Origin of the sequence: Azospirillum halopraeferens DSM 3675 (assembly GCF_000429625.1) — a bacterium.
GTDB lineage: Bacteria > Pseudomonadota > Alphaproteobacteria > Azospirillales > Azospirillaceae > Azospirillum > Azospirillum halopraeferens.
In genome coordinates, this window is the sequence record NZ_AUCF01000021.1 from 1 (window position 1) to 15,696 (window position 15,696).

Consider the following 15,696-nt stretch of genomic DNA (forward strand, 5'->3'; position numbering starts at 1 on the left):
CTCGGGGGCGTAGAGCCGAAGCACGGCGTCGATGTGCACCAAGTCGGCCCGGTGCTGGGCGATGCGCTTCTCAAGGTCCGCGATGATGCCCGAGACTTCGGCGCGCTTGGTGGTCAGGCCGGAGATGATGTAGGTGTCGCCCATGGCTTCCTCTCTGGAAGGAAATGGGATATAGTGCAGCTAAATCAATTGGTTAGCGGCTATCTGGGCGTGGTGTATTTGCTACCGAATACCGAATCTATTCGACTGCCGGCGCACGCAGCCGGAGGAACGTCGCCGAGTGGCATAGCCACCCGATCCCCGTCGCTCTCCCCACCCCCCGCATCGTCCACCCGTCGCGGCGGCACCCGCGTGCCGCCGCTCTTCCTCACCGGCCGGCGGGTTGGAAGGAGGTCGGGTGCAGGCCGGGGGCTTCCTGGCCGGTGCGGGCCACATACTCCGTATAGCCGCCGCCGTATTGGTGGATGCCGTCGGGGGTCAGTTCCAGCACGCGGTTCGACAGGGTCGCCAGGAAATGGCGGTCGTGCGACACGAACAGCATGGTGCCCTCATAGGCGGACAGGGCGGTGATCAGCATCTCCTTGGTGTCGAGGTCCAGGTGGTTGGTCGGCTCGTCCAGAACCAGGAAGTTGGGCGGGTTGAACAGCATGATCGCCATCACCAGCCGCGCCTTCTCACCGCCGGACAGGACACGGCATCGCTTCTCCACGTCGTCGCCGGAAAAGCCGAAACAGCCGGCCAGCGCCCGCAGCGCCCCCTGGTCGGCCAGAGGGAAGGACGCCTCCAGGGACTCGAACACGGAGCGGTCGCCGTCGAGCAGTTCCATGGCGTGCTGGGAGAAATAGCCCATCTTCACGCTGCCGCCGACGGTGACCGTGCCGGAATCCGGTTCGGTGCTGCCGGCCACCAGTTTCAGCAGCGTCGACTTGCCGGCACCGTTGACGCCCAGGACGCACCAGCGCTCCTTGCGGCGGATCGTCAGGTCCAGCCCTTCGTAAATGATCCGGCTGCCATAGCCCTTGTGCACCCCCTTCAGCACCGCCACGTCCTCGCCCGACCGCGGGGCCGGGGGGAAGTCGAACACAACGGTCTGGCGGCGCCGGGGCGGCTCGAAACGCTCGATCTTGTCCAGCTTCTTCACCCGGCTCTGCACCTGGCTGGCGTGCGAGGCGCGGGCCTTGAAACGCTCGATGAACTTAAGCTCCTTCGCCAGCATGGCCTGCTGCCGGTCGAACTGCGCCTGCTGCTGCTTCGCATGCAGGGCCCGCTGGCGCTCATAGAAGGCGTAATCGCCGGAATAGCTGGTCAGCGAGCCGTCGTCGATCTCGATGATCTTCGACACGATCCGGTTGAGGAACTCGCGGTCGTGCGACGTCATCAGAAGGGCGCCGTCATAGCCCTTGAGGAACGCCTCCAGCCAGATCAGGCTTTCCAGGTCCAGGTGGTTGCTCGGCTCGTCGAGGAGCATGACGTCGGGCCGCATCAGCAGGATGCGGGCCAGCGCCACGCGCATCTTCCAGCCGCCCGACAGGGCCCCGACGTCGGCGTCCATCATCTCCTGGCTGAAGCTGAGCCCGGCCAGCACCTCGCGCGCCCGGCCCTCCAGCTCGTAGCCGCCCAGCTCCTCGAAGCGGGCCTGCACCTCGCCGTAGCGCTCGATGATCGCGTCCATCTCGTCGGCGCGGTCGGGATCGGCCATGGCCGCTTCAAGCCCCGCCAGCTCCGCCGCCACGGCGCTGACCGGTCCGGCCCCGTCCATCACCTCGGCCACCGCGCTGCGGCCGGCCATCTCGCCGACATCCTGGTTGAAATAGCCGATCGTCACCTGCTTCTCGACCGTCACGCGGCCGTCGTCGGGCGCTTCCTCCCCGGTGATCATCCGGAACAGCGTCGTCTTGCCGGCGCCGTTGGGACCGACAAGGCCGATCTTCTCCCCACGGTTCAGCGCCGCCGACGCCTCGACGAAGAGGATGCGGTGGCTGTTCTGCTTGCTGATGTTCTCAAGGCGTATCATGTGCGACCGGGTTCCCGTGGCTTGGCGGGCACCTTATGCCACAGGATGGCGACGCGGCGGTATCCCGATGGCCGGGCCGGCGCGCGTCACCGCTGGTCGCAGCGGAAGGCCGCGACGTGGTCCTCGCCGGCGTCCGCCGGCTCCGCGCCGAAGCCGATGAGGCCGCTCCCCACCAGCTTGGTGCTGTCGCGCTTCAGCGCCACGGGCCGGGAGTCGCCGGCGCGCACGAAGGTGCCGTTGGTCGACTGGTCCGTCAGGATGAAGCTCTCGCGGCTGAAGTCGATGGTGGCGTGCTGGCGCGACGTGCGGCGCGACGGGATGCGCAGGCCCGCACCCTCGCCGCGGCCGATGCCCAGGCGCGGCCGGTCGCGGCCGACGGTCAGCCGGGTGCCCCGGTAATCGATGTGCAGCACCATGTCGGGGGCGGTCAGAGCCGCCAGGTCGTTCATGGTGAAACCGATGGTCGTGCTGTCCAGGGCATCCTCCGGGTCCTCGGGCCCGTCCGGGTGGAAGCGGTGGATGCGCAGCGGCATCGAGCGGCCCTTGACCGCCACGTTGTTCAGCAGCCGGGCGTGCCTCCGCTGATCCGGCGTCAGGCGATCGACGAAATCCTCGGTCGCCAGCACCTCGCCCGGCCGCGCCATCGCCTCGACCCGGGCCGCGACGTTGCAGGCGTCGCCGTACAGGTCCTCCTGGCGCTGCACCACCGGGCCGTGGTGCAGCCCGATGCGCAGGGTCAGGCCCAGCACGTCCTGGAAGCGCATCATGGTGGCCGCCGCACAGGCGGCGTCGTCGGCGGTGGAGAAGGCGCCCAGCAGCCCGTCGCCCAGCAGCTTGACCACGGTGCCCTCGTTGGCCTCGATGGCCAGGCGGAGCAGCAGCAGCATCTTGCGCGTCAGCGCCGCCGCCCGCACGTTCCCGATCCGCTCATAAAGCGGGGTGGAATCGGCGATGTCCACGAACAGGATCGCGAGGGGCTTTTCCATGGTCCCGACCGGGCCACCCTTGGGTTCCCACGGTGATAGCACACCGCCCCCGCCGGGTGGGAGCCCGCTCAGAAGCGCTTGATCTCGATGTTGTACTTGCGCAGGGCGTAACTGACCTGGCGCGTGGTCATGCCCAGCAGACGGGCGGCCTTGGCCTGCACCCAGCCCGTGCGGTCCATCGCCCAGATCAGCCGCTCGCGCAGGGACCCAGAATCCGGCTCGTCCGGCAAGTCCACCGGGCCGTCACCGTCCGGGTCGGGCGGCAGGGCGGAGGCGGGCGGTGCGGCGGGACCGGCGGCGGCCGGACCGGCCGGACCCGCGGGGGCGGCATCGGCCGCGGCATTGCCCGCGGGGGCGGGGGCCTGGCACGGCTGGCCCGGCGCCGCACCGCAGGTGTTGCAGCCCGTGGGCGGCGCCACATGGGAGGCCGCACCCGGCACGATCGCTCCGGGGCCGTGCACCGCCGGGGCCAGGCCGCCCACCGCCTTGCCGGCCGTGCGGTACTGCAACAGGATCGAGGAGTTGCAGAGGTTCTGGCTGCACGACAGGTCGACGGCGCGGATGGTGCCGTCGCGGCACTGGGTGGCCGCGCGCTCGATGCAGTTCTCCAGCTCGCGCACGTTGCCCGGCCATGGACAGCGGCTCAGCACCTCCTGCGCCTCGGTCTCCAGCGCCAGGGTCAGGCCGTTGTCCTTGGCGAACTTGGCCACGAAGTGGCGGGCCAGGGGGGCGATGTCGCTGCGCCGCTCGCGCAGGGGGGGCAGGAAGATGCTGACGACGTTGATGCGGAAATAGAGGTCGGCGCGGAACTTGCCCAGCCCCACGGCCTCTTCCAGGTTCAGGTTGGTGGCGCAGATCAGGCGGACGTCGGTCTTGATGGTCTTGGTGCCGCCGATGCGCTCGAACTCCTGCTCCTGCAGGACGCGCAGCAGCTTGGCCTGGAAGTTGGACGAGATGTCGCCGATCTCGTCCAGGAACAGGGTGCCGCCCGACGCCAGCTCGAACCGGCCCTTGTGGTCCTTCTGGGCGCCGGTGAAGGCCCCCTTCTCGTGGCCGAACAGTTCCGACTCCAGCAGGGATTCGGGCAGGGCGGCGCAGTTGACGCGGATGAACGGGGCGTCCTTGCGCGGCGACAGGTTGTGGATGGCCCGGGCGATCAGCTCCTTGCCGGTGCCGCTCTCGCCGCGGATCAGCACGCTCGACTTGAACGGCGCCACGCGGTGCACCTGGGCCAGCACGTCCACCATGTTGGGGCTGGAACAGACGATGTCGGCAATGGGCTCCGGCGCGCGCAGTTCCTTCTGCAGGCGGAAGGTCTCGCGCATCATATAGCGCCGCTCCTCCGCCACCGTGCGGTGCAGGCGCACGGTCTGGCCGATCAGGTTGGCGACCATGGTCAGGAATCGCACGTCGCTGCCGAAATGGGTGGTCGGCCCGTCGTCGCTGATGCGGTCGATGGTCAGCACGCCGACCGCGCTGCCGGCCACCTTGATGGGAACGCCCACCAGGGATGCCACCACCTCGTCCAGGTCGTCGCGCCCACCGGTGCGATTGAGGAACAGCGGCTCCTCCGCCAGGTTGGGCACCACGGCGGGCATGCCGGTCTTCAGGATGCGGCCGATGATGCCTTCACCCTCGCGCAGCTCCACCTGTCGCGCCTCATCCACCGGGGCGCCGTTCACCGCGACGAGCCTCAGGACCTGGTCGTCGCCCAGCAGCCACACGCGGCCGCGGTGCATCTGGAGCTGGTAGGCCAGGACGCGCAGCACCTCGCGCAGCGTCTGCTGCAGGTCGAGCGACGAGCCCAGCACCTTGCTGACCTCGTAGATGGCCATCAGTTCCAGGTTCGACGACGCGGCGCTGCGCGTTGTGGACGGCATTCCCGACACCTCTTCCTCCACCCATCCGCCGCGTCCCTGCGGCGGTGTTGTGCAATCCGAGCTGTCTCCACCCTCTACCGGCCGGCTGTCGTGTCACCGGGCGCGGCGGCCAATGCCCCGCACCCGAAATCCACCGCCGTCGTCCCGCATTTCCCTGAGCGGGTGCGGCAAAGTTTCGGGGACATTGCAGGCAAACGCAAGTGCTTTCGCGGGACGATGCTGCGGTGCAGCAACGTCCCGCGCCGCCCGATCGGCGGTCAGGCCAGTTCCGCCAGCGCCTTCACCGCGTTGGCGGCGCCGTCGGCGATCTGCGAGACGCTGGCATCCAGCATGTAGCAGGGGGCGGTGACGATCTTGCTGGCGCGGTCGACCACCACCTCGCAATGGGTGGTCGCGGTGTGGCGCGCCCCCATCGCCTGAAGGGCCGCCGCCGTCTCCGCGTCCGAGCCGATGGTCAGTTCCACCCCCTCGCCGCCCATCAGCCGCGCCAGGATCGCCGGGGCGATGCACAGGGCGCCGATCGGCTTGCCGGCCGCCTTCATGGCGCGCACGGCCGACTCCACGTCGGGGTTGACGGCGCAGTCGGCGCCCTTGAAGGCGAAGTCGCAGAGGTTCTTGGCGGCGCCGAAGCCGCCGGGGAAAATCAGCACGTCCACGTCTTCGGCGTTGAAGGCGGCGAGCGGCGTGATCTTCCCCCGGGCGATGCGGGCCGCCTCGATCAGCACGTTGCGGCGCTCCGCCGTCACCTCGCCGGTGAGGTGGTTGACCACGTGCGCCTGGTCGACGTCGGGGGCGTAGCACTTCGCCTCGCCGCCGATGCGGTCGATGGCCAGCAGGGTGCACACCGCCTCGTGGATCTCCGCCCCGTCGAAGACGCCGCAGCCGGCGAGCACGACGCCGAACCGGAGCTTCTTGTCGGCCATGGGTCCATCCTCCTTCATGGGTGCCGTTTGGTTGTGCCGCGCGGGCGGGCGCCAGGGTAACCCGGGCGCCGCCCGCGGTCACGGGCCGAAGGTGGACGATGCAACCCCGCTCACGCCGCCGCCGTGCGCGCCGCGCGGGTGCGCATCAGCAGCCACACCGCGGTGATGCCCGCCAGCTTCGACGCCAGCGCCACCGTCCACACCTCCGGCGCCCAGATGCCGATCATGCCGAAGAAGATGGCGGTGTCCACCGGCACCGAGATGGCGGAGCTGATCCACAGCCGGTCGCGCAGCGGCCGGCGGGTGATGGTGAAGACGGCCCAGTCGATCATCTCCGACACCGCGAAGGCGGTGACGCTGGCCATCGCCACGAAGGGATCGGCCAGCCCGTAGGACACGGCGCAGGCCGCGAGCATGGCGGCAAGCGACCAATGGCCGTAGCGCACCTGCACCATGTCGCGCAGGATGAAGATCAGACCGGCCCAGCAGGACCAGAGGATGTCGAGGTGGGGGGCGGCGCTGAAGGCGATGTTGATCGCGATCACGCTGCCCATGTAGGCGGCAAGCCAGAGCATGGCACAAATCCTCGTTGCCACCCGCCTGAACGCGGGCGCCACAGTGATGAAGGGCGGGGCGGACCCGCATGAACGCGAGGGCCCCTCGGCAGCTCCCCGCCCCCCGGAAGGGGAGGGGGAAAACGGGTTACGAACGCTTCCAGGTGGTGCCCTGCGGGCCGTCCTCCAGGATGATTCCCAGTTCGGCGAGATCGTTGCGGATGCGGTCGGCGGTGGCGAAGTCCTTCGCCTTGCGGGCGTCGCGCCGCTCGACGATCATCCGCTCGATCTCGGCGTCGCTCGGCCCCGCCGCCCCCTTGGGCGCGCGGCGGAACCACGCCTCGGGGTCCTGTTCCAACAGGCCCAGCGCCTTTCCGGCGGCCAGCAGCGCCCCCTTGGCGGCGGCCCGGGCGCCCAGCGTGTCGGCCTTGTTCACGGCCGACGCCAGCTCGTGCAGGTGGGCGATGGCGAGCGGGGTGTTGAGGTCGTCCTCCAGTGCGGCCAGCACCTCGAAGGGCAGTTCCGCCTCGGCCGGCACGGGGTCGCCGCGCAGGGACTGGTACCAGCGGTCGAGCGCCGCCCGCGCCTGGCGCAGCCCGTCGCGGGTGAAGTCCAGCGGCTGGCGGTAGTGGGCCGACAGCAGGGTCAGGCGGATCGCCTCGCCGGGGTGTTCGTCCAGCAGCTCCTGGACGGTGAAGAAGTTGCCGAGCGATTTCGACATCTTCTCGCCCTCGACGGTGACGAAGCCGTTGTGCACCCACGTTCGCGCCAGCGGCGCGCCGGCGTGGGCGCAGCGGCTCTGGGCGATCTCGTTCTCGTGGTGGGGGAAGATCAGGTCCAGCCCGCCGCCGTGGATGTCGAAGGTGGCGCCCAGGTGCTTCTCCGACATGGCGGAGCACTCGATGTGCCAGCCCGGCCGGCCGCGGCCCCACGGGCTGTCCCAGCCGGGCACATCGTCGGCACTCGGCTTCCACAGCACGAAGTCCTGCGGGTCGCGCTTGTAGGGCGCCACCTCGACGCGCGCGCCGGCGATCAGCTCGTCGGGCGAACGGCGGGAGAGCTGCCCGTACTCCGGCATGGACGGCACCGAGAACAGCACGTGCCCGTCGGCGGCGTAGGCGTGGCCCAGGTCGATCAGGCGGGCGATCATGGCGATCATCTCGCCGATGTGGTGGGTGGCGCGCGGCTCCACGTCGGGGCGCAGCGCGTTCAGGGCGCCCATGTCCGCGTGGTACTGACGGGCCGTGCGCTCGGTCAGGGCCTCGATCGGCTCCCCCGACTCCCGCGAACGGTCGATGATCTTGTCGTCCACGTCGGTGATGTTGCGCACGTACGTCACGTTGGCGTACAGCCGCTTCAGCAGGCGGTACAGCACGTCGAACACCACCACGGGGCGGGCGTTGCCGATGTGGGCCGTGTCGTACACCGTCGGACCACACACGTACATGCCCACCGTGTCGGCGACGAGCGGCTCGAAGCGCTCCTTCCGGCGGGTCAGCGTGTTGTACAGGTCCAGCGGCATTGCTCCGGCTCCATCTCGGCGGGCGCGTCAGGCGGTGTCACCGGCCAGGCGCCTGGCGGCCCGGTCACGGCCGATGAGGGGTAGCAGGTTCTTCAGTTCCGGTCCATGGTCGCGGCCGGTCAGCGCCCGGCGCAGGGGGAGGAACAGGTCCTTGCCCTTGCGGCCCGTCGCCTGCTTCACCGCGCCCGTCCAGGCGCCCCAGGTGGCGGTGTCCCACGGCTCCGGCGGCAGCAGGGCGGCGGCGGCGGCCGTGAAGACGGGGTCGTCGATGGACGGGACGACCGGGGCGTGGGTCACCGCCCACCACTCCGCCGCGTCCGCCAGCCGGGTCAGGTTGGGCCGCACCGCCTCCCAGAACGCGGCGTCGGCGCCGGCCAGACCCGCCCCGGCCAGACGCTCCCGCACCGCGTCGAACGGCGCCTCGTGCAGGACGCGGGCGTTGAGGCGCATCAGCTCGTCCGGATCGAACTTCGGCGTGCCGCGGGCGATGCGGGCCATGTCGAACTCCGCCGCCAGGGTGGCGAGGTCGGGCCGCGGCTCGATGGGGTCCGATGTGCCGAGACGGGCGAGCAGAGAGAGCAGTGCCATGGGCTCCACCCCCTCCTCCTCCCGCAGGCTCCGCACCGACAGGCTGCCCAGGCGCTTCGACAGGCCCTGGCCGGCGGCATCGGTCAGCAGCGGCAGGTGGGCGAAGACGGGCACCGCGGCGTCCAGCGCCTGCCACAGTTGGATCTGCACCGCCGTGTTGGCCACGTGGTCCTCGCCGCGGATGACGTGGGTGATGGCGAGGTCGGCGTCATCCACCACCGAGGTCAGGGTGTAGAGCGGCCGCCCGTCCTCGCGGATCAGCACCGGGTCGGACAGGGCGGCGCCCTCGAAGCGGACGGGGCCGCGCACCAGGTCGTCCCAGGCCACCGGCCCCGGTTCCAGCAGGAAGCGCCAGTGCGGCCGGCGCCCCGCCGCCTCCAGCCGGGCGCGGTCGGCGTCGGTCAGCTTCAGCGCGGCGCGGTCGTAGATCGGCGGCTTGCCGCCGGCGGCGAGGCGCGTGCGCTTCAGCGCCAGCTCCTCCGGCGTCTCGTAGCAGGGGTACAGGCGCCCGACCGCCTTCAGGGCCGCCGACACCGCGTCATAGCGGGCGTAGCGGTCGCTTTCGCGGGCGAAGCGGTCGGGGATCAGGCCCAGCCAGCGCAGGTCCTCCTCGATGGCCACGGCGTATTCGGGCCGCGAGCGCTCCGCATCGGTGTCGTCCAGGCGCAGCAGGACGGTGCCGCCGTGCTTGCGGGCGAACAGCCAGTTGACCAGCGCCAGGCGCAGGTTCCCCACGTGCAGCAGGCCGGTGGGGCTGGGGGCGAAACGGACGGCGACGGACATGACGGAACCGGCGGGCTGGTGTGGCGGGAACGGCGGGAGGCGGCAGCCATAGCACGGAACCGGCGGGCCCGCGAACCCGTCCGTTGCCTCATCCCCCCATCTGGTCCGGCGCGAAGCCGGGGTCCTCCAGGCGGTGCAGGCGGCCGGCGGCGGCGAGGGCGGCGCGCAGCACCACCGCCTTGCGGCGGGCGGCGGCCAGCTTCGACGCGGGGGCATCGCGCAGCAGCGCCGCGCCGAAGGCGTCGGCGACGTACAGCCCGCAGTCGTCCGGGATCAGGTCGGCCGGGAACGCCTCGTCCACCGCGAAGTAGAAGGCGTCGCACCAGTCCCGGTACTCCGTCCACTTGCGGTCGGCCCGGAAGTCGGCGACCGAGCTTTTCACCTCGACGATCAGGACCGTGCCGTCGCCATCCACCGCCAGCACGTCGGCGCGCCGCCCGCTGGCCAGGCGGAACTCGGTCAGGGTGGCGAAGCCGCGCTGGGCGAGCGCCCGGCGCACGCCCCTTGTGATGGCGACGGCGCCCGCGGGCTCACCGCCGGGCGCCTCGGTAAGCGGGTCGGACATGGGGCGCAGCATGGACCGGCCGGGCCCCGGCGCGCCAGCGGGAAACGCCCCGGACCGGACGCCCCGCATCCGACAAAGGCCAGGGTTGAAGGATCGGCGCAAATCCTTAGGGTTGCTTGGAAGGGGGCAGCGGACCGACGGGGGCGGGGAGTCGTGCAGTCGGAAGGTGGAGGTGCCGGGACGGCGGTGCTGGTGTTCGACGGGGGTGGCCGGCTGGCTGCCTGGAACGACGCGGCCGCGGCCCTGCCGGCGCTGGCGGGCGTGCTGCGGACGGGCCTCGCGGTGGAGGCGCTGGATGCGCGGCTGGCGGGACGCGCCCTCAGCGACCGCCGGCTGTGCGACGGCGGGCTGGTGCGTGTGGTGGGCGAGGGCGGCGGGCTGACGGCGGAGCGCGGCAGCCGCCTCTTCGCCGCCGCCAGCCACGACCTGCGCCAGCCGCTGGCGGCCCTGTCGCTGCTGGTGGGGGCGCTGGACGGCCGCGTCGGCGACCCCGCGGCGCGCGACGTGCTGAAGGCCATGGGCACCGCCGTGCAGTCCATGAAGACCATGGTGGACGGCCATTTCGACCTGGCCCGGCTGGAGGCCGGCCTGATCGAGCCGGACATCGGCCGCAGTGCCGTCAACGGCATCCTCACCCGCCTGGCGCTGGAGTTCGCCCCCCGCTTCGAGGGGCGCCGGCTGCGCTTCACGGTCATGCCCTGTTCCGCGATGGTCGAGACCGATGCCGTCCTGCTTGAGAGAATCCTCCAGGCCCTGCTCGGCAACGCGCTCCGCCACACCGGCCGTGGCCGGGTCCTGCTCGGCTGCCGCCGGCACGGCGGCGACGGTCTGCTGGTGGGGGTGTGGGACAGCGGGCGGGGCCTGCCGCCCGAGGAGGTCCGCACCCTGCGTGAAGAACTGGCGCGGACGCATGCCGGCGAGACGCCGGGTCGGGTGCTCGGCCTCGGGCTGACGCTGGCAGGGCGGCTGGCGCGGCGCCTCGGCCTGCGCCCGGTGGTGGAGTCGCGGACGGGGCGCGGCATGCTGTTCGGCGTCGTGGTGCCCCGGGTGTCCGACGACGAGGAGGGCATGCCCGCGGCCCCGGCGCCCGAGGAGACGCCGCGCGAGATGGATGTGAGCCGCGCCCGCGTCCTGGTGATCGAGGACGACCGCATGGTCCTCGATGCGCTGGGTGTGCTGCTGGGGCAATGGGGATGTGCGGTGATCGGCGCGGACTCCTATGATGCGGCGATGACCCGCCTGGGACCCGACCCGGAGGTGCCCGACCTGGTGATCGCCGACCTGCGCCTGAAGGGAGCGGCCAACGGCATCGTCGCCATCCGGCAGATCGCCAAAGCGCTGGGGACCGCCGTGCCCGGCCTGGTCCTTACCGGCGACACCGATCCGATCCGCCTGCGCGAGGCGCGGCTGTCGGGCTATCCGGTCCTGCACAAGCCGGTGGCGCCGCTGGCCCTGCGCACCGCGGTCGCCCGGCTTCTCGGTCGCGACCGGCTGTCACACTGAAATATGAATCGTGTTTTATTGTATGAACCGCGAAATATTCCAATGCGCGGATTCCGTCTCATTACAACAATGAAACTTCGTCCACGTTCGAGCGCTGCGAAGTCCGGTCATATTGCTATCCTCAGGGAGATAATTGCCGCTTTGTCCTTCATACGGACGGCGAAAACATGATAGGCTTTGGGAAACGATAGATTACGAACGATCCGACACACGGTATGGCTCCATGCTGCTGGGAGGACGACGGCGACGCACCGGAGCGATGGCAATTCCGCTGCTGGTGGTGGTCGGGGTTGCGCTGTCGATCGGGATGTTCGTCCTGCTGCAGGTGCAGGCCCGCGAGGCTGCCCGCGACCGGATGGAGCGCGCGGCGACCCAGTACCGCCTGGCGGTCGAAGAGCGGCTCCAGGACACGGTGTTCGTCCTGACCGCGCTGCGCGGGCTGTTCGCCGGATCCGTCGCGGTGACGGTGGAATCCTTCGCTGCCGCCGCCGACCCGCTGCTGCCGCTTCATGATAGCCTGACCGCGGTCGGCTGGGCCACCCGGCTCGTGCCGGGCGAGGAGGAGGAACTGGAGCGGGAGGCGCGGGCGCGGGGCGTCGCCCGGTTCACCGTTGCACCGGAGTCCGGTGCCGCGGCCTCGCCCGGCGGCGATCGCTTCGTGCTGCTTCATGTCCAACCCGCCGATTCCGCCACGGTCCTCGCCGGCCTGGATCTCGTCGCCATCCCCGGACATGGCGCGGCGCTGGCGCGGGCCTGCGCCGACGACCGCATCACCGGCGACGCGCCGTCGGCCGGGCTGCTGCGGCTGTTCATGCCCGTCTATTCCGCACCCGCGCTCCGCCCGGAAGCCGATGCCCGCTGCGACGCCGTGACCGGTTTCCTGATGGCGGAGATCGCCATCGACCGGCTGGCAGCGCGCGCCTTCGCCGCGGTCCCGTCGCCGTCACCGCCGGCACTTCTGGTGGATGGGTCGCCGGCAGGTGAGGGGAGGGTGCTCGCCGCCACCGGCTCAGCCGGCCGCGAGGGGATTTCCGAAGGCGCGGCCGTGCAGTCCCTGTCGGCCGGAGACATCCCCTGGCAGGTGGTGGTTCCCCCGAACGGCGGCGTCCTGTTTCCCGGTGATCCCACCGCGTGGGGAACGCTGGCGGTGGGCCTGGTGCTGACCGGACTGCTGGCGGCCTACCTGCACCGCGAGGGGCGCGCCCACAGGCTGCTGCAGGCGGAAGCGGTCGCCCGCTCCGCCATGGCCCGCATGCTGCGCGAGAGCGAGGAGCGGTTCCGGCTGGCCCTGCGCCATTCCCATGTGTCGGTGTTCAGCCAGGACCGCGACCTGCGCTATGCCTGGGTCTACAACCCGCAGCTTCCCATTCCGGCGGAGCGGTTCATCGGCCGCCGCCACGCCGACCTGTTCGGGCCGGCGGAGGCGGAGCGGCTGGACGCCCTGAAGCGCAGGGTCATGGAGAGCGGCACCGGTGTGCGCGAGGAGATGGCGTTCACCACCGGCGGCCGACTCACCGTTCTGGACCTGGTGGTGGAACCGCTGCGCGACGACGACGGCGCGATCGCCGGCGTCATCTGCGCCTCGATCGACATCACCGAGAGCACGCGCATCAAGACCGCCCTGGCCGAGGCCCACGCGGAGGCGGAGCGGGCGAACCGCGCCAAGAGCCGGTTCCTGGCGGCGGCCAGCCACGACCTGCGCCAGCCCTTCCAGGCCATGAGCCTGTTCCACCACGTGCTGTCGGCGTCCCTCACCGATCCCCGCCAGATCGAGATTGCCGGCAAGCTGGGCGAGGCGCTGGCCGCGGGCAACGCGCTGCTGACGGCGCTGCTGGACACCTCGGCGCTGGAGGTCGGCAGCGTGACGCCGCGCACCGGCGACTTCCCGTTCCGCACCATTGCCGACCGCCTGGCCATCGAAACCGCCGGTCAGGCCGCGGAGAAGGGGTTGGAGTTCCGGATGGTGCCATCCCGCGCGATGGTGCACAGCGATCCCGTGCTGCTGGAGCGCATCCTGCGCAACCTGCTGGTCAATGCCCTGCGCTACACCCGCCGCGGCCGCATCCTGATGGGCTGCCGGCACCGCGGCGACCGCCTGGTGGTGGAGGTGTGGGACACCGGGCCGGGCATTCCGCAGGACCAGTTGGAAAGCGTCTTCGAGGATTTCTATCGCGGCCATGCCGACCGCGACGACGACAGCCGCGGCCTGGGGCTGGGCCTGTCCATCGTCCGCCGCACCGCCCGGATGCTCGAACACCCCGTGACGGTCCGCTCGGTGGTCGGGCGCGGGACGGTCTTCGGGATCTCGGTGCCGCTGGCCCGCACGGCCGGGGGCGACGATCCGGGCGGCGGTGCCGGTACCGTCGCGCGCCCTGCCGCACTGCCGCATTTTGCCGCAGCGCGGCGAGGCGGCGGGTCGCCGGACGTCAATGGTTCCGATTCGCCCCATCCGGCACCCGCCGGCTAAGTGTCTCCAGGATCGCTGCACCGCAGCGGCGTTGATCTGGATCAAATTGTCGACCGTTCATCTCCCTTAAGTACTTAGGCGTCCATAGGGTGGAGTGTCGGCTCCGACTTGACGTGTCGACGCTCAATTCTGTAGACAAAGGCTCCCGAGGCCGGAGGCAACCGGTTGAGTGCAAAGCGATTTGCCGCACGCACCGAACGATCGCGGGCGAACGGACCGGCAGCGGGCCGGTGCGGCGGCGCCTGTCACACCGGTTTCATCATGCCGCGGTATGAACCGGGACCGCGGCCGCCGATGGCCGCACCGCTCCCTTCCCCGCGCGGCGGACGCCGTGCGGCGGGCGGGGGCCAACAACGACAAGCAGCGCCGGGAAGCGCCCGCGGGGCGGCAGCGGCGATGGGAGGATTCGGCCAGGACGACCCGAGCCGACATCCCTTAGGAGCACGGACGCAATGGACATCGCCTTCGAGGCCGGCAAGCCAGGGGCCGCAGCCATGATTGAGAACCTGACCTTCGACGAAATCGAGATCGGCCGCTCCGCCAGCCTGTCCCGGCGCCTGACCATGTCGGACATCGAGTTGTTCGCCACTGTCTCCGGCGACATCAACCCGGCCCACCTCGACGAGGAGTACGCCGCCGACAGCCTGTTCCACAAGGTGATCGGCCACGGCATGTGGTCCGGCGCACTGATCTCGGCGGTGCTGGGCACGCTGCTGCCGGGGCCGGGCACCATTTATCTGGGCCAGGACCTGCGGTTCCGCCGGCCGGTGGGGGTGGGCGACATCATCACCGCCACCGTCACCGCCCGCGACAAGACCGCCGAACGCAACGTCGTCGTGTTCGATTGCGTGTGCGTGAACCAGGACGGCAAGGAGGTCGTCACCGGCACCGCCGAGGTGATCGCCCCCACCAAGAAGGTCCGGCGCGCCGCCCACGAGTTGCCGCAGGTGCAGTTCCTGCGCCACGACAAGCACGAACTGCTTCTGAAGAAGTGTGACTCGCTGCCGCCGGTGCCCACCGCGGTGGTCCACCCCTGCGACGAAAGCTCGCTCAAGGGTGCGGTCGAGGCGGCCGAGGCAAACCTGATCCAGCCCGTTCTGGTCGGGCCGGAGGCCAAGATCCGCTCGCTGGCCGATGCCTTCGGCCTGAACCTGGCGTCCTACCGCATCATCGATGTGCCCCACAGCCATGCCGCCGCCGAGGCCGGCGTGGCGCTGGCCCGCAGCGGCGAGGTCGAGGCGGTGATGAAGGGCTCGCTCCACACCGACGAGCTGATGGGCGAGGTGGTGCGCAAGGAGACCGGCCTGCGCACCGGCCGGCGCCTCAGCCACGTCTTCGTGATGAACGTCACCACCTATCCCCGGCCGCTGCTGATCACCGATGCGGCGATCAACATCTATCCGACGCTGGAGGACAAGGTCCACATCGTGCAGAACGCCATCGATCTGGCCAAGGTGCTGGGCGTGGACGTGCCGAAGGTTGCCATCCTGTCGGCGGTGGAGACGGTCAATCCCAAGATCGCCTCGACGCTGGAGGCGGCCGCGCTGTGCAAGATGGCCGACCGCGGCCAGATCACCGGCGGCATCCTGGACGGCCCGCTGGCCTTCGACAACGCCATCTCCGCCGAAGCCGCGCGCACCAAGGGCATCGTCTCGCCGGTGCCCGGCGAGGCCGACATCCTGCTGGTTCCCGACCTGGAGGCCGGCAACATGCTGGCCAAGCAGCTCTCCTTCCTGGCCAACGCCGACGCGGCCGGCATCGTGCTGGGGGCGCGGGTGCCGATCATCCTGACCAGCCGCGCCGACACCGTGCGCACCCGCCTGGCGAGCTGTGCGCTGGCCACCCTGATGGCCGCCGCCCGCCGCCGGGGCGCCGCCACCGCCGCCGCTGCGGCCGCCGCGGAATAAGGGG

At 70.8% G+C, this 15,696-nt stretch carries 11 protein-coding genes; 3 read left to right on the forward strand and 8 right to left on the reverse strand.

Annotation, left to right across the window (positions count from 1 at the left end):
- Window positions 1–367: 367 nt before the first annotated feature.
- The 8 genes from G472_RS0118295 to G472_RS0118330 form a co-directional block, all read right to left on the reverse strand.
- Window positions 368–2,014 carry an ABC-F family ATP-binding cassette domain-containing protein gene (locus G472_RS0118295; protein WP_029009529.1) on the reverse strand — a complete coding sequence of 549 codons (1,647 nt, stop codon included), beginning with the start codon at window positions 2,012–2,014 and terminating at the stop codon, window positions 368–370.
- A gap of 86 nt (window positions 2,015–2,100) precedes the next feature.
- A complete protein-coding gene (locus tag G472_RS0118300; protein WP_035692982.1) occupies window positions 2,101–3,000 on the reverse strand; it encodes an adenylate/guanylate cyclase domain-containing protein in 900 nt (299 codons plus the stop codon).
- Window positions 3,001–3,068: 68 nt separating this feature from the next.
- The gene (nifA, locus tag G472_RS0118305) at window positions 3,069–4,880 is read right to left on the reverse strand and encodes a nif-specific transcriptional activator NifA (RefSeq protein ID WP_029009531.1); all 1,812 of its coding nucleotides are present in this window, start codon (window positions 4,878–4,880) and stop codon (window positions 3,069–3,071) included.
- Between the two features lie 257 nt (window positions 4,881–5,137).
- On the reverse strand, window positions 5,138–5,803 hold the full coding sequence (gene elbB, locus G472_RS0118310; protein ID WP_029009532.1) for an isoprenoid biosynthesis glyoxalase ElbB: 666 nt from the start codon (window positions 5,801–5,803) through the stop codon (window positions 5,138–5,140).
- A 110-nt stretch (window positions 5,804–5,913) separates the two neighbouring features.
- Window positions 5,914–6,378 (reverse strand): VUT family protein, encoded by a 465-nt coding sequence (locus G472_RS0118315; RefSeq protein ID WP_029009533.1) that lies wholly within the window; start codon window positions 6,376–6,378, stop codon window positions 5,914–5,916.
- 127 nt (window positions 6,379–6,505) lie between these two features.
- Window positions 6,506–7,879, reverse strand: coding sequence for a cysteine--tRNA ligase (gene cysS / locus G472_RS0118320; protein ID WP_029009534.1), 1,374 nt, complete (start codon window positions 7,877–7,879; stop codon window positions 6,506–6,508).
- Between the two features lie 27 nt (window positions 7,880–7,906).
- Entirely contained in the window at window positions 7,907–9,250 is a 1,344-nt protein-coding gene (gene gltX / locus G472_RS0118325) for a glutamate--tRNA ligase (protein WP_029009535.1), read from the reverse strand.
- 88 nt (window positions 9,251–9,338) lie between these two features.
- Window positions 9,339–9,815 (reverse strand): MmcB family DNA repair protein, encoded by a 477-nt coding sequence (locus G472_RS0118330; RefSeq protein ID WP_156927171.1) that lies wholly within the window; start codon window positions 9,813–9,815, stop codon window positions 9,339–9,341.
- A gap of 153 nt (window positions 9,816–9,968) precedes the next feature.
- Between G472_RS0118330 and G472_RS0118335 the strand changes: the two genes are divergently transcribed.
- From G472_RS0118335 to G472_RS34125, 3 genes are all read left to right on the forward strand, one after another.
- Window positions 9,969–11,318, forward strand: a complete 1,350-nt coding sequence (locus G472_RS0118335; protein ID WP_029009537.1) for an ATP-binding response regulator — start codon at window positions 9,969–9,971, stop codon at window positions 11,316–11,318.
- A 259-nt stretch (window positions 11,319–11,577) separates the two neighbouring features.
- Complete coding sequence (locus G472_RS34120; protein ID WP_051340990.1) at window positions 11,578–13,785, forward strand: sensor histidine kinase; 2,208 nt, start codon at window positions 11,578–11,580, stop codon at window positions 13,783–13,785.
- Between the two features lie 494 nt (window positions 13,786–14,279).
- The gene (locus G472_RS34125) at window positions 14,280–15,692 is read left to right on the forward strand and encodes a bifunctional enoyl-CoA hydratase/phosphate acetyltransferase (RefSeq protein WP_084536764.1); all 1,413 of its coding nucleotides are present in this window, start codon (window positions 14,280–14,282) and stop codon (window positions 15,690–15,692) included.
- Window positions 15,693–15,696 lie beyond the last annotated feature (4 nt).

Coding starts and splice junctions, on each gene's coding strand:
- G472_RS0118295 (WP_029009529.1), bottom strand. CDS start 2,014: ATGATACGCCTTGAGAACATCAGCAAGCAGAACAGCCACCGCATCCTC.
- G472_RS0118300 (WP_035692982.1), bottom strand. CDS start 3,000: ATGGAAAAGCCCCTCGCGATCCTGTTCGTGGACATCGCCGATTCCACC.
- nifA (WP_029009531.1), bottom strand. CDS start 4,880: ATGCCGTCCACAACGCGCAGCGCCGCGTCGTCGAACCTGGAACTGATG.
- elbB (WP_029009532.1), bottom strand. CDS start 5,803: ATGGCCGACAAGAAGCTCCGGTTCGGCGTCGTGCTCGCCGGCTGCGGC.
- G472_RS0118315 (WP_029009533.1), bottom strand. CDS start 6,378: ATGCTCTGGCTTGCCGCCTACATGGGCAGCGTGATCGCGATCAACATC.
- cysS (WP_029009534.1), bottom strand. CDS start 7,879: ATGCCGCTGGACCTGTACAACACGCTGACCCGCCGGAAGGAGCGCTTC.
- gltX (WP_029009535.1), bottom strand. CDS start 9,250: ATGTCCGTCGCCGTCCGTTTCGCCCCCAGCCCCACCGGCCTGCTGCAC.
- G472_RS0118330 (WP_156927171.1), bottom strand. CDS start 9,815: ATGTCCGACCCGCTTACCGAGGCGCCCGGCGGTGAGCCCGCGGGCGCC.
- G472_RS34120 (WP_051340990.1), top strand. CDS start 11,578: ATGGCAATTCCGCTGCTGGTGGTGGTCGGGGTTGCGCTGTCGATCGGG.
- G472_RS34125 (WP_084536764.1), top strand. CDS start 14,280: ATGATTGAGAACCTGACCTTCGACGAAATCGAGATCGGCCGCTCCGCC.